General features: G+C 68.5%; 10 protein-coding genes. 4 read left to right on the top strand and 6 right to left on the bottom strand.

Annotated features, from left to right (window positions below):
• Positions 1-257: 257 nt before the first annotated feature.
• Both gabT and G9E11_RS17390 read right to left on the bottom strand, forming a co-directional pair.
• Positions 258-1613 carry a 4-aminobutyrate--2-oxoglutarate transaminase gene (gene gabT, locus G9E11_RS17395; protein WP_190607998.1) on the bottom strand — a complete coding sequence of 452 codons (1356 nt, stop codon included), beginning with the start codon at positions 1611-1613 and terminating at the stop codon, positions 258-260.
• Positions 1614-1701: 88 nt separating this feature from the next.
• Positions 1702-3132: an aminobutyraldehyde dehydrogenase gene (locus tag G9E11_RS17390; RefSeq protein WP_190607996.1), complete on the bottom strand. Its 1431-nt coding sequence runs from the start codon at positions 3130-3132 to the stop codon at positions 1702-1704.
• Positions 3133-3274: 142 nt separating this feature from the next.
• Here G9E11_RS17390 and G9E11_RS17385 point away from each other — a divergent pair, with 142 nt between their 5' ends.
• Positions 3275-4711: a PucR family transcriptional regulator gene (locus G9E11_RS17385; protein WP_190607994.1), complete on the top strand. Its 1437-nt coding sequence runs from the start codon at positions 3275-3277 to the stop codon at positions 4709-4711.
• 25 nt (positions 4712-4736) lie between these two features.
• On the opposite strand, the gene G9E11_RS17380 is transcribed toward G9E11_RS17385, so the two are convergent.
• Genes G9E11_RS17380 through G9E11_RS17365 form a run of 4 tightly spaced genes read right to left on the bottom strand, consistent with a single transcriptional unit; the run spans position 4737 to position 10141 of the window.
• Complete coding sequence (locus G9E11_RS17380; RefSeq protein ID WP_190607992.1) at positions 4737-5411, bottom strand: alpha/beta fold hydrolase; 675 nt, start codon at positions 5409-5411, stop codon at positions 4737-4739.
• Between the two features lie 34 nt (positions 5412-5445).
• Positions 5446-5724 (bottom strand): YciI family protein, encoded by a 279-nt coding sequence (locus tag G9E11_RS17375; protein WP_190607990.1) that lies wholly within the window; start codon positions 5722-5724, stop codon positions 5446-5448.
• 10 nt (positions 5725-5734) lie between these two features.
• Entirely contained in the window at positions 5735-8449 is a 2715-nt protein-coding gene (locus G9E11_RS17370; RefSeq protein ID WP_190607988.1) for a PEP/pyruvate-binding domain-containing protein, read from the bottom strand.
• A gap of 9 nt (positions 8450-8458) precedes the next feature.
• The gene (locus G9E11_RS17365; RefSeq protein WP_190607985.1) at positions 8459-10141 is read right to left on the bottom strand and encodes a CYTH and CHAD domain-containing protein; all 1683 of its coding nucleotides are present in this window, start codon (positions 10139-10141) and stop codon (positions 8459-8461) included.
• A 140-nt stretch (positions 10142-10281) separates the two neighbouring features.
• On the opposite strand from G9E11_RS17365, the gene G9E11_RS17360 reads away from it, so the two are divergent.
• The 3 genes from G9E11_RS17360 (at position 10282) to G9E11_RS17350 (ending at position 13459) form a co-directional block, all read left to right on the top strand.
• The gene (locus G9E11_RS17360; protein WP_190607983.1) at positions 10282-11565 is read left to right on the top strand and encodes an MFS transporter; all 1284 of its coding nucleotides are present in this window, start codon (positions 10282-10284) and stop codon (positions 11563-11565) included.
• A 6-nt stretch (positions 11566-11571) separates the two neighbouring features.
• Positions 11572-12252: a FadR/GntR family transcriptional regulator gene (locus G9E11_RS17355; RefSeq protein WP_190607981.1), complete on the top strand. Its 681-nt coding sequence runs from the start codon at positions 11572-11574 to the stop codon at positions 12250-12252.
• 82 nt (positions 12253-12334) lie between these two features.
• Positions 12335-13459, top strand: a complete 1125-nt coding sequence (locus G9E11_RS17350; protein WP_246469005.1) for an AI-2E family transporter — start codon at positions 12335-12337, stop codon at positions 13457-13459.
• Positions 13460-13465 lie beyond the last annotated feature (6 nt).

Here is a 13465-nt window from a genome sequence, read left to right as displayed (position 1 = left end):
GGCGCTCACCGGCCTGCGGCGTGAAGTGCAGTGGTGAGGATGACTCTACCGCGGCGCTCGCGTGAGTGGGCGGGAACGCTACAGGGAGGCGGGAACGCAGCAGGGAGTACGACGGCGGCGAGAACGACGGCGGGCCGGGCACCTTTTGGTACCCGGCCCGCCGTCGTCGTACGTCCCCCGCGCGAACTGGCAGCTAATGCCCTGTTCCTGGCGTTTTGAGGGCATTACCTGCCAGTTCGCGCTAAAGAAGGAGAGAACTATGCGTTGGCCTTGATGGCCGCGGCGAGTACCTCCAGGCCGTCCAACAGCAACTCGTCGCTGATCACCAGCGGCGGCAGCAGGCGGATGACGTTGCCGTAGGTTCCGCAGGTCAGGATGATGACGCCTTCCTTGAGGCAGGCGGCGGCAACGGCCTTGGTCAGCTCCGGGTTCGGTTCCTTCGAACCAGCCTGGACCAGCTCGATGGCCAGCATCGCGCCGCGGCCACGGATGTCGCCGATCACAGAAACTTCTTCAGCGAGCTCGCGCAGCTTGCCGAAGGACAGGTCCTCGATGTGCTTGGCGCGGGCGTTGAGGTCGTACTCCTGCATGGAGCCGATGGAGGCCAGCGCGGCGGCGCAGGCCACCGGGTTGCCGCCGTAGGTGCCGCCGAGGCCGCCCGGGTGGACGGCGTCGAGCAGGTCGGCCCGGCCGGTGATGGCGGACAGCGGCATGCCGCCGGCGATGCCCTTGGCCATGGTGATGATGTCCGGAACGATGCCTTCGTGGTCCACGGCGAACCATTCGCCGGTGCGGCAGAAGCCGGACTGGACCTCATCCGCGATGAACACGATGCCCTTTTCCTTGGCCCAGGCGGACAGCGCCGGCAGGAAGCCTTCGGCCGGGACGATGAAGCCGCCCTCGCCCTGGATCGGTTCGATGATGATGGCGGCCACCTGGTCGCCGCCGATCTGCTTCTCGATCGCGGTGATGGCGCGCTTGGCGGCCTCGGCACCGGTGATCTCCGGGTTTTCCTCACGGAACGGGTAGCTCATGGGCATGCGGTAGACCTCGGGCGCGAACGGGCCGAAGTTGGTCTTGTACGGCATGGCCTTGGCCGTCAGCGCCATGGTCAGGTTGGTGCGGCCGTGGTAGGCGTGGTCGAACGCGACGACGGCGTCCCGGCCGGTGGCCAGGCGGGCCACCTTGATGGCGTTTTCCACGGCTTCGGCGCCCGAGTTGAAGAGGACGGTGCGCTTCTCGTGGCTGCCCGGGGTGAGCTTGTTCAGCTGCTCGGCAACCGCGACGTAGCCCTCGTACGGGGTGACCATGAAGCAGGTGTGGGTGAAGTGCTCCACGGCCTCCTTGACGGCACCGACGACGGCGGGATCGGACGCGCCGACGCTGGTCACCGCGATGCCCGAGCCGAGGTCGATGAACGAGTTGCCGTCGACGTCATGGATGATGCCGCCGTCGGCGTCTGCGACGTAAACGGGAACGCTGGAAGCAACGCCCGCGGCGACCACTGCCCTGCGGCGTTCGGTCAGGGCCACGGACTTGGGGCCCGGGAAGTCGGCCTGGACGCGGCGCTTCTGCTCGAGGCGGTAGACGATTTCGTTGGCGGTGGTAGTCATGGAGTTAGCCTTCTTTACTGCGGAGAGTGGGACCACGCCGGCAGGGTTCCCTGGCCGAAGCGGAGCGAGGTTAGGGCGCCGGTGAGGATTAAGCATCAAGGGCGGACATGACGTGCTTGATGCGCGTGTAGTCCTCGACGCCGTACATGGAGAGGTCCTTGCCGTAGCCGGACTGTTTGAAGCCGCCGTGGGGCATTTCGGCGGTGAGGAGAATGTGCGTGTTGATCCAGACCGCACCGAAGTCCAGGTCCCGACTCAGGCGCATTGCCGTGCCGTGGTCGCTGGTCCAGACGCTGGAGGCCAGGGCGTATTCCACGTCGTTGGCCAGCTCCACGGCTTCGGCCTCTGTGCTGAACTTCTGGACGGTGATGACCGGGCCGAACGTTTCCTTCTGCACGATGTCGTCCGTCTGCTTGGCACCGGTAACGATGGTGGGCTCAAAGAAGAACCCCTTCTCCCCCGCGCGGTGGCCGCCGGTTTCGATCCGGCAGTGCACCGGCAGCGAGTCCACCACAGAGCTGACCGCCTTGAAGTGGTTGACGTTGTTCAGCGGACCGAAGTAGTTGTCCTCGTCGTTCTGGGAGCCGGTGTGCAGGGTCTTGGTGTGCTCCACCATGGCCGCCACGACGTCGTCGTGCACCGAATCCTCCACCAGCACTCGTGTAATGGCCGTGCAGTCCTGGCCGGCGTTGAAGAACGCGAACTCGGCGATGGCCGCGGCGCTCTTCTTGATGTCGGCGTCCTTGAAGACGATGGCCGGGGCCTTGCCGCCGAGCTCCAGGTGGGCGCGCTTGAGGCCCTTCGCGGCGCCCGAGGCGACGGCGATGCCGGCACGCACGGATCCGGTGATGGACACCAGGCCCGGCACCTTGTGCTCCACCATCAGCGCGCCGGTTTCCCCGGTGCCGAGGATGACGTTCAGGACGCCGGCCGGCAGGATGTCCGCGGCCAGGCGGGCCAGGACCAGGGTGGACTCGGGCGTCGTGTCGGACGGCTTCAGGACCACGGTGTTGCCGGCTGCGAGCGCGGGGCCGATCTTCCAGATGGCCATCAGGAACGGGTAGTTCCACGGTGCCACCTGGGCCACGACGCCGATCGGCTCGCGGCGGACGAAGGAAGTGTGGCCTTCGAAGTACTCGCCGGCGGACTTGCCTTCGAGGATGCGGGCGGCGCCGGCGAAGAAGCGCAGCTGGTCGGCGCCGGCCGCCACTTCCTCGGATGCGATCAGGGAACGGACCTGCCCGGTGTTGCGGTGCTGGGCAGCGACGAGTTCGTCGCTGTTGGCCTCGATGGCGTCGGCGAGCTTGAGCAGCATGAGCTGCCGCTGCCCGGGGGTCACGTGCTTCCAGGTCTTGAAGGCGTCTTTGGCGGCGGCCATGGCGGCGTCGACGTCGGCCTCCACGGATACGGGCGATTTGGCCACGACGTCACCGGTCATGGGGTTCACGATGTCGATCAGGCCCGTGCCCGCAGGCGTGACGAACTCTCCGTTGATGAAGTTCTGCAAGGTTTGAACCACGGTGTACAACCTCTTTCGTCCTGAATAGTGTGATGCGGCTGACTCGAGCCTATTCCAGCCTGAGACCTCGGGGAATAGCCACCTGCACACCCTCGGCCCGGCGCTTTAGTGCGATCGGCCAGCCTCCCGCTACCCTTGATCCATGGCAATTTCCCTCGCGGCGCTGCTGGCCGTGCAGTCTCTGGGACTCAAGAAATCCAGCCTCGCGGAGACCACATCGCACCAGGACATCCGCTGGGTTGCGGTCACCGAACTGGAGGACCCGCAGCGATTCCTCAACGGCGGCGAACTGGTGCTGACCACCGGGCTGCGGATGAAAAGTGCGCCCGAACAGCGCCGCTTTGTCCGCCAGGTCCAGCGCGCCGGCGCCGTGGGGATCGGGTTCGGCGTGGGGCTCTCGCACGACGCCGTTCCCCCGGCTTTGATCGCTGAAGCCAACCGCTGGGGGCTGCCGGTGGTCGAAGTGCCATACGGCACTCCCTTTATTGCCATCAGCAAGCTCGTGGCCGACGCACAGTCCGCGGACCACTACTCCAAGCTGGAGCGGCTGATCGCCGGGCACCAGATCCTGGCCCGCGCGCTGCTGACCGGCGGCGGCCTGGCCGAGCTCCTGCGGCACCTGGGCGGCATGCTCCGCACCGAGATCGCACTGACCCAGTTCACCGCCCAGCTGTACAACAGCGGGGGCGAGCCGCCGTCCGCGGACTCCTGGACCACCTACCCCATCCCCACCGGGCGCCGCGATGCCTGCACGCTTTGGGTGAAGCAGCCGTTCGAGGATTCCGGCATCATCGGCTACGCGCAGAACCTCATAAGTGTGGAGCTCAACAACATGGTCAAGCAGCGCCAGGCCGAGCGGGCGCTCTGCGGGCAGGTGCTCGAGGACGTGATCCACGGGACCCTGGACCCCAGCGAGGCACAGCGCCGTCTCGCCGGGACGGGCATCAACAGCACGCGCAAGAATGTGGTGATTCTGGCCGGCTCCGAGGCGCACCACAAGCAGCTGGTCAGCTCCTCACTGCCGCAGGCGTTGGAGAACGCGGTGACCGCCGTCGTCGGAAAGGACCTGGTGACTGTGGTGCCCGACGACGGACGCGGCGCCACGGCCATGGCCAGGAGCCTCAGCGACCACCTTGCCGAGGCCGGGATCCACGCCACCATCGGCATCGGCGGCGCGTACACCAAGCCGAACGGCCTGCGCTGGAGCTACTTCGAGGCGCGTGATGCAGCCAGCCACGGGCTGCCGGTGAATGAACCCGAGCGGCTCAGCCTGACCTCCCTGCTCCTGGCGAGCGAGGACGTGCCCCTGGCGGACATGGCCAACGAGTCACTGGACCCGCTCCGGAGCTTCGATGCCGCCCATGGCGCCGAGCTGATGGCCACGCTGGAGAGCTACCTGAACAGCAACGGCTCCGTTGCCGCCGTCGCCGAGGCCCTCACCCTCCACCGCAACACGGTCCGTTACCGGCTGGCGCAGATCACCGAACTCACCGGCTACGACCCCTCCGTCACCGCGGACCGGGTGCAGCTGTGGCTGGCACTGGCGGTAGCCCGGCTCGGGGCGCGGCACGCCGGCTGAGCCGGGCTACCCCGAAGACACGGGGTCAGCGGGCGTAGCCGTCCAGCCGGCTGGCGAGCTCACCCGGGTCGCTCAGGGCAACCAGGTGTCCGCCCGGGATTTCGTCAATCCCCAGGCCCAGCCGGGTCCGGACCACCCGCCGCTGAAAGTCCACAGGGAAGAACCTGTCATCGCGGCCGACCAGGACCCTGGTGGGCACGTCGGGCCAGCGGTCGATCTCGCAGGGCTGCCCGAACGGCGTGCCGGATGGGGCTCGCTGCGCGCCTGCGCCGGCGGCGATGACCTCCGGGGGAACGTCGTGCAGGAAGTGCACGCGTTCATCAAAACCACCCCTGCGCCCGTTCAGCCTGTCATTGAGTTCCAGGGCCTGTGGCTGACCGGTGGACTCCCACCACTCACCGGGGGTCTCCCCCGGCAGAGGAACCATCGGATTCAGCAGGACAATGAGCTTTACCAACATCCGGGCCGCGACAACCGGGACCGTGAAGGCGCCCAGGGACTGGCCCACGAGGACCACATCGCGGTGATCTCCGGCAGCCGCGACCACAATGTCGGCGTAGTCCTGCAGTCCCAGGCCGGGATCGTCCTCGCGGATATCCACGGCAATGGCCTTGTGCCCCAGCCGTTCCAGCTCCGGGACCAGCCGGTGCCAGTACCAGCCCATTCCCCCGGCGCCCGGGACAAGAACGAAAGTGCTCACGTGCCCTCCTGCCTATGCCGCCTGGCTCACGCGCCTACTCGAACCGCACGACGTTCCAGTCGAGGATCCGCGGCTCCGCGAGCCCCTCGGTGATGAACGGGTCTCCGGCGATGAAGCGTTCGGCGTCCTCGCGCGACGTGAAGATGCCCATCGATGAGCCGGCCGGATCAGGGGCCTGGAACGGGCCGAGAGCAACCAGCCCGCCGCCGCCGGCGCGGAACTCCTCGTAGTAGGCCTTGTGGCGGGGAAAAGTCTCAAGAACGCGCGAGCGGTCGACGCCCTCGCGCAGGCTGTACATCACGACGAATTTCATGGACGCGATCCTACCGGCCGCCATCCGAAGCGCAGGAGAGGTCAAGCACAACCGTTCCTGCCGCCCCGTCCACGGTGACGGTGTCCCCGGTTCGGATCCGCGTGGTCGCTTCAAAGACACCGACGACGGCGGGAATCCCATATTCGCGGGCCACCACCGCTCCGTGGGAGATGGGTCCGCCCATTTCCATGACCAGTGCCCCGGCGGTCATGAACAGCGGCGTCCACCCCGGGTCCGTGGACGGGGCGACGAGGATTTCGCCCGGCTCCAGGTGCGCCCCAGCCGGGTCGAGGATGACCCTGGCTTTGCCGGTGACGGTGCCGGCCGAGGCCGGCGCCCCGGCCAGGGTTCCCGGCTGCAGCCGACCGCCGGCGGACGACGCCGCCTGGGTCGCGGCCATGGCTGCCTCCACGTCGGTGCCATCGGACAGCAGCAGGCGGGGGATGCGCCGGCGCCGCATTTCGCGTTGGTAGCTCTGGCGGCGTTCGGCGACGGGTCCGCGAAGGTCCGCGCCGCGCAGACCCACGCGGGCTTCAGTGAGGTCCAGGAAGAAGACGTCGTCCGGTACCTGGATCCGGCCAGCGTCCGCGAGTTCCTCGCCCACCAGCTGGAGCTGGCGGCGGAGGACGGCGAACGCCACAATGAGCCGGAACTTGGGGTACTCGCGCATGCCGGCGGTTGCCCGTGCGCGCCGCAGGCTGTGGGCAACGAGCTTGCCGAACAGCCTGCCCCTGGACCGGGCGGCCCGGGCGGCCAGCTCGGCCGCCTTGGCTTCGGCGTTTTCTGCAGCCCGCCGGAAGACCCGGTCCGGTGCGAGTTCCGGATCCGCCAGCTTCAGGTAGTTGGCCAGGGCGTTGATGATGTGGGCCGGGTCCTCACCCCAGCGGGGAACGCCGAGGTCAATTTCTGCCACGGCGCGGTGTCCGTACCTGGCGAGGAAGGCACGCAGCGCGGCCTGGCAGGCGGCAGGCAACGTTCCGTCCGCGTAGCGGCCTGCAAGTACCCGGGGCTCTTCCGCGGTCAGTGCGCGAACCGACTCCGGGTCGTCCCGGATTGAGGAGGCGGTCCGCCAGAGCTCCAGATCCATCTCTGTGGTCACATTGTGCGGCAAGCCGCGCAGTACGGCCTGCAGCTCGCCGCCCGGCGCAAGCCGGCCCAGCAGCAGCCGGCCCAGACCCAGCCAGACATACCCGGCGGCCGCCGGCGGCAGTACCCGCATCACGGCGGGCGTGATCTCCTTGGTGAGGAGGCGTTCCACGAAATCCAGGCGCCGGGCGCCGGAGACCGGCTCCGGCAACACCAGCATCCGGTCCAGCTCATGGTCCGCTGCGCTTACCCGCTCCAGCGCGGCGACGGGATTGACCAGCGCGCGCAGGACCTGCCGAAGCAGGCCAAAGGGCGGCGCGGCCCGGAGCCCCGACTTCAGCGACCCCAGCTTCGGTGCCCTGGTGAGGGCGAAGCGGGGGTCGGCCCCCAGATAGGCCAGTACATCCACAGACCTGGCATCGGCCACTTTCATGGCCCTCAGCAGGCCGCGCCTCCCGCCCTTGCTCCGCAGCAGGGACGTGACATCCACAAACATGCGCATCCCTATCTGGGCGGAACGGTAAGCAGCCGGTCCGTTGCCTGCCGGCCGGGAGCTGTCGCTCATCAGGGCGAAGGATGCCAGGCCCATGGGGGTCAGCGGCCGGGTCAGCCCCTGCAGCAGGCTGGCGCACAGGTAGGCGCGGGCGCCGCCGTCGTGGTTGTCAGGCTCGGGCAGGGGAAACAGTGTGGTGATCGGACGGGATTGCACCACCCGGATCCCGCCGTCCGGCGCGATGGCCCACTCCAGATCCTGCGGCTCACCGTAAAGTTCTTCTGCAAGCGTCCCGATCCTGGCCAGGGAGCGGACCTGCTCATCCGTCAGGCACGCCCGCCGGCCGTCCTGCCGGCCACCGTCCTGCCGGTCACGGTCCTGCCGGCGCAACAGCCGTGTCCCGCCGCCGGGGGCCGGCCGGATTTCGGTGCGTTTGTCACCCAGGCTCCGCTGGAGAATCTCTCCGGTGGCCGCGTCAACCGTGAACTGGTCCGGGTTCACAGCCCCGCTGACCAGCGCCTCGCCGAGTCCGGGCGCTGCGTCGATGACGATTTCCCGCCTCCGGCCGGTCAGCGGGTTTGCCGTGAACATCACGCCGGCCACGTCGGCGTCGACCATTTCCTGAACAACGACGGCGATGCTGATCGAGTGCTGACCGATTCCGTGGTCTGCCCGGTAGGCCACTGCCCGGTCGGTCCATAGGGAGGCCCAGCAGCGGCGGATTGCATCCAGCAGCAGGTCGGGACCGACGACATTGAGGTATGTGTCAAGCTGGCCGGCGAAGCTGGCTTCGGGGAGATCCTCGGCGGTGGCAGAGGAGCGCACGGCCACCGGGGTGTCCTCGCCCAGGCCGGCGTAGGCCGTAAGGATCGCTTCGGTAATGTCCTCGGGCAGGGGAGCCGACGCCAGCCTGCCCCGGATCTGCTCCGCCGGCTCGGAAGGTTGCACTCCTGCCGCGGCCGCCACCCGCCCATAGGCCGCGGTGGTAACGCAGAAGCCGGGCGGGACCGGCATTCCGGCGCTCAGAAGGACACCGAGGTTGGCAGCCTTGCCGCCCACCTCAGGCACCATGTCCGCATCCACGCGGGCCAAACTGATGACAGTCCCCGCCGGGCGTGGCGCGCGCTGCTCTGCCTGTTCAGCCACCGGCCGCCGCTATCCCACTCCGCGCCGGACCAGCTTCCGGGACTTCCGGTGCGCCTTGCGGTACTTGGCTTCGGCCTTGGCGGCGCTCTTCTGCTCCCGCTTCAGGAGTGAGCCGTAGGCCGCCACCACGGGTTCCGGCAGGTCCGGGCCGCCGGCGAGCTTTCCCAGGAAGATCCGCGCCATGACACTGTCGTGGTGGTCGCCAAGGATCTTCTGCTGTTTGTGCGCGGCCTTAGCGAGCTTCGCCGCGCGCTTGCCGAAGACGGGATCAACGGTCTCGGCGGCATGCCGCAACCGCTTGGCGTCCTTCCGCACCTGATGCAGCGCGGTTTCGTGCCCGGTAGCGTCTTTGAGCTCCATCCCGGGCTTTTCGCCGGCGTCGTCTTTGACCCGCAGAGCCGCCTTGTGGGCGCGGCGCAGCCGTCTTGCCGATCTGCCCACCAGCCTGCGGGCGGCCTTGCGTGCTGGTGCCGCAGCGGCCGGGCGGGCGGGCGGGTGGTCACGGAAGTCTTCGAGGTCGTCGAGGAGGCGGAAGTAACGGTCGGTCAGGAGCACCTCGTGTGTCTTGCGGTAACCGGCCTCCAGCCTGATGACCAGTTCCCGCTCAATGCGCCGCTTCACGTCGTCGGCCGCTTCCCCCGGCGGGAGCTTCCCGGCACGGGCCCGCAGCCGGTCCAGCATGACTTCAGCGTCACGCGGCGTGCCAAGGATCCGGCCCAGCCACTTGAGCTCGTCGCGCAGCCTGCCCACCGCTCCCCCGCCGTAGAGCTTCCGGTAGACCGCGAGGGAAGACCGCACACGGCGCGTGGCCGAGCGCATCGCATGCACCGCGTCCGGCTCCTCCAGCCGCACCCGGGGGTCGTTGGCCAGGATTTCGTTGATCTGCCCGTCCAGGTACGCGGTGACGACGGCGGACGCCGGCCACTTCTTGCCCGGTTTCCTGCCGCCGGGCTGCTTTACGCCGCCTTCAGCCGACACCGTGCCGTCAGCTTGAGCAGTACCAGCAATTTCATGCACTTGAGCTTTCGGCGCCGCCTCGCCAAGTGCGCGCCTTAGCTTGGACTCGTGCGCTGACGGCCGGGCACCTGCCGCGGACAAGACCGCTGCGGCTGCCTTGAACACCTCCGGCTGGCCGTGGACCAGCTCGAGTTCCCATTCGCGCCACTGCTGCTCCCGGCCGGCGGACTCACCTGCCGGCTTCTGGTCCGCGCCCTGAAGAAGCTTGGCGTCCACGGTGTCGTCGGCGAAGTCGGCCAGGTGCACGCCGTCGTCCCCGTACAGGGCAAGTGTGGTGCGCCGTGTGCTAAGGCGGGCTACGGGCACGGGATCCGATCCGCGGAGGTAGGCGTGCAGGTGGGCAAGCAGTTTCCCCGGAACAACGTCGGCCTGGCCCAGCGGGGCGTGGATCTCCCGGCGGGCTTCCGGTTCCGCTTCCGGTGCCGGTCCGGTGCCAGGGGTCGGCCCTGGCGGCAGCTTTACATGCCAGCCGGCGTCGGCACCGCCGCTCCTGCGCCGCAGCGTGATGCGGCGGGAGGCGAGAAGCAGATCCTCCGTGTCGAAGTAGACGGCTTCCAGTTCAGCGTCGTGCGGCTCGCCCACGCGGCCCACACCGGGGATGGCGGCGAGGTCGGGCAGCTCGGTGCCGGCGTCGACGTCGTACTTCTTCTCCGTTTCAAGGCCTTCGGCGGTCATGGCCGGACGGCGTCCTTTCCCCTTGCCGGTCCCTGCGCGTTACGCGCCTGCTGGCCTGAGTCTATGCCGGGCCGGAACGGCCCGCGAGAGTTTCCCCACAAAACTCGAGACATCAAACGTCAAACGTCTAACGTTAAGGGATGGCGACCACTTCTTCAGCAGCCCCGACCACGGCCAAGTACTCAACCAAGCCGCGCACAGCTGTCGTCGCCGCCGTTGTTGCCCTGGTCCTCATCGGCCTGAACCTGAGGGCCGGAATCACTGGCGCCTCGGCGCTGCTGCACGATCTGCAGCAGGTGCTGGGCTACGGGCCGCTGGTCGCCTCGCTCATCCCCTCCATTCCCACGCTGTGCTTCGCAGTGGCCGGTGCCGCGACGTCGTGGCTGACCGGGAAACTCGGCGTCGAGAAAGCCATCCTGCTCTCGCTCGGCATGCTGGCAGGGGGGCTGCTGCTCCGGGGCATTCCCACCACCGGAATGCTGGTGGCAGGCACAGTGGTTGGGATGTCCGGACTTGCTGTCTGCAACGTGTCCATGCCGTCCTTCATCCGGGAGCACTTCGCCGCCCGCACCTCACTCATGACGGCCGTCTACACGGTGACCATGACCAGCGGCGCCACCGTCATGGCTGTAATCGTGGTCCCGCTCTCGCAGGCGCTGGGGTCGCCGTCGGCCGGGCTGGGCACCATCGGGGTCCTCGCCCTGTCGGCATTCCTCGGCTTCCTGCCCGTCACGCTGCACGCCCACCGCAACACTGCCCGGAAAACAGCCGGCCACATCTCCCCGTGGCCGCTGCTGCGCACCAAGACCGGGCAGCTGCTCACCGGTATCTTCACCTTGCAGGCGCTGCTGGCCTATGCGCTGCTCAGCTGGTTCCCGTACATGCTCACCACCATGGGCCTCAGCGCGGCGGACAGCGCCCTCATGTTCGGCGTCATGCAACTGGTCTCCGTACCTGCCGGAATGATGCTGATCGCCATCGGGTCCCGGCCGCGGATGCTGCGCCCCGCCGTCTACCTGGCCACCCTCACCATGACGGCCGGTATCGCCGCGCTCCTCTTCCTCCCCGTGTCGCTGGCCGTCATCCCGGCGGTGCTGCTGGGCTTCGGGCTGGGCATCTTCCCCCTGGTGATGGTGATCATCAGCCGCAGCGGCCGGAGCACCGCCGAGACCACGGCACTGTCCACGCTGGCCCAGTCCAGCGGCTATCTCCTGGCCACCGTCGGGCCGTTCGGCATGGGCCTGCTGCACAGCGCGACGGGCAGCTGGACGCTGCCGCTGGCGCTGCTCCTGGTCGTTGCCGTGGTGCAGATCGTCGTGGCCCACCTGCTCAGCAGCCGCCGCGCCGGCGGAGTAAGCGCCTCCGGCAGCGGCGCTGCGGGTGCGGGCCCTGCCGGGGCCAACCCTGCCGGAATGAAGGAATAGGACGCCATGACCCTGAGCACGTCGCACCGCCCGCCGCTGGCGGAGGAAGTCACCGCCAAACTCCGCGAAATGATCCAGACGGGTGAGTGGCCGCTGCAGCAGCGCATCCCGTCCGAAACCGAGCTCATGACCGGACTGGGCGTGTCGCGCGGGACGCTCCGGGAGGCGGTCAAGGCGCTGGCCCACAGCGGGATGCTCGAGGTCCGCCGCGGCGACGGGACGTACGTCCGTGCCACCAGCGAAATCTCGGGGGCCGCGCGCCGGCTGTACCAGGAACACACGGACGAGCACGTCCTCGAGGTCCGCGTGGGGCTGGACACGCAGGCGGCACGCCTCGCCGCCCGGCATGCAACGGCCGACGACGTCGCCGCCATGCGCGTGCTGCTCACTGAGGGTGAGGAGGCCTGGCGGGCCGAGGAGTTCGCGCGCTGGGCCCGCGCGGACTGGGGCTTCCACGAGCGGGTGGCACAGGCCTCCGGCAATCCCCTCCTGCATGAGCTCTATGTCAGCTTCGGCGACGTGTTCCACGCCGACCTGCTGAAGCAGCACCGGCGCCCCGGTTTCAACGGGCTGCCGCGGGCGGGCCACGGTGAGCTCGTGGATGCCATCGAAGCGCACGACTGTGAGGCGGCCGTGGCCAGCGTGCACCGGAACCTCAACTCCTGCGCGGAGTGGCTGCGGGAGTAACGGCCCTTCGCCTCAACAGCAAACATCAGTAGGCTTACTAATCAATCCAGTCGACTGATTGGCCTGATGAGTAGGAGTTCCGATGGCCCGAACAGCGCCACTGTCCGAGCAAGATCCACCCCAAGAGCTCGCGTCCGGTCCGCTCCTGCGGCATAAGGCACCCGGGCAGCCGGACGACAAACCGCCCGGCGGACTGTGGTCCGACAACCTCGGCAGGGTGGGGATCCGGTGCGCCCAGGTCCTGCTGGTCCTTGCCGTGGCAGCCGTCTCCGTGTACGCACTCCTGCAGGTCAGGCTGCTGGTCATTCCCGTGCTGATCGCACTGATCCTCGCCGCGGCCATCGGGCCGTTCGTCAACCTGCTCCGGCGCCGGGGACTGCCGGGCGGCGCCGCCACGGCCGTGGCATTCGCGGCCCTGCTGCTCCTGCTGGCCGGCGTCGGCACCGTGATCTACTTCTCCGTCCGCAGCCAGTGGGGTGAGCTGGTCCAGCAGGCTTCCGAGGGGCTCAACGAACTCGAAAGCTTCCTCCTCTCCGGCCCGGTCCCCGTTGACCGCGAGCAGCTGAACCAGGCCCGGGATGGCGCCGTCCAGTTCGCCACGAGCAGCCAGGTGCGGTCAGGTGCCATCACCGGCCTGTCGGTGGTGACGGAGTTCCTGGCCGGCGCGAGCCTCATGGTGGTGATCCTTTTCTTCTTCCTCAAAGACGGCGCGAAGATCTGGAACTTCCTCCTGCGCCCCTTCTCCGGGTACCGGGAAGCCAAGCTGCGCCGTGTGGGCAAGCGGACCCTCGAGGTTTTGGGCGGCTACGTCCGCGGCACGGCCATTGTGGCGCTGGTGGATACCGTGGCCATCGGCGCGGCGCTGCTCATCATGCAGGTGCCGCTGGCCATTCCCCTGGCCATCATCGTCTTCATCGGCGCCTTTGTTCCGCTCGTGGGAGCCACCGTGGCCGGCATCCTGGCAGCCCTGGTGGCCCTCGTCGCCAGCGGCCCGGTGGTGGCGCTGGTCGTCGTGGCAGTGGTCATCGCGGTCAACCAGCTAGAAGGCGACCTGCTGCAGCCGGTCGTCATGAGCAAGTCCCTGCAGCTCCACGCCCTGGTCATCCTCATGGCCCTGACGGCGGGCACCATCCTGGCGGGCATCATCGGCGCCGTCCTGTCCGTGCCGCCCGCGCCTGCCGTGCCCGCCCCCGCACTTGCCGGCTGACGCGCT

It is taken from the genome of Arthrobacter ipis (assembly GCF_014694315.1).
Taxonomy (GTDB): Bacteria; Actinomycetota; Actinomycetes; order Actinomycetales; family Micrococcaceae; genus Arthrobacter; species Arthrobacter ipis.
Note: the sequence above shows the minus strand (reverse complement) of the source record. Positions and strands in the feature narration are given on the sequence as shown.

Bases quoted from the DNA above. Each gene is read 5' to 3' on its own strand.
- G9E11_RS17385 (WP_190607994.1), top strand. From the start codon at position 3,275: ATGGCAATTTCCCTCGCGGCGCTGCTGGCCGTGCAGTCTCTGGGACTC.
- G9E11_RS17360 (WP_190607983.1), top strand. From the start codon at position 10,282: ATGGCGACCACTTCTTCAGCAGCCCCGACCACGGCCAAGTACTCAACC.
- G9E11_RS17350 (WP_246469005.1), top strand. From the start codon at position 12,335: ATGGCCCGAACAGCGCCACTGTCCGAGCAAGATCCACCCCAAGAGCTC.
- G9E11_RS17355 (WP_190607981.1), top strand. From the start codon at position 11,572: ATGACCCTGAGCACGTCGCACCGCCCGCCGCTGGCGGAGGAAGTCACC.
- G9E11_RS17375 (WP_190607990.1), bottom strand. From the start codon at position 5,724: ATGAAATTCGTCGTGATGTACAGCCTGCGCGAGGGCGTCGACCGCTCG.
- gabT (WP_190607998.1), bottom strand. From the start codon at position 1,613: ATGACTACCACCGCCAACGAAATCGTCTACCGCCTCGAGCAGAAGCGC.
- G9E11_RS17365 (WP_190607985.1), bottom strand. From the start codon at position 10,141: ATGACCGCCGAAGGCCTTGAAACGGAGAAGAAGTACGACGTCGACGCC.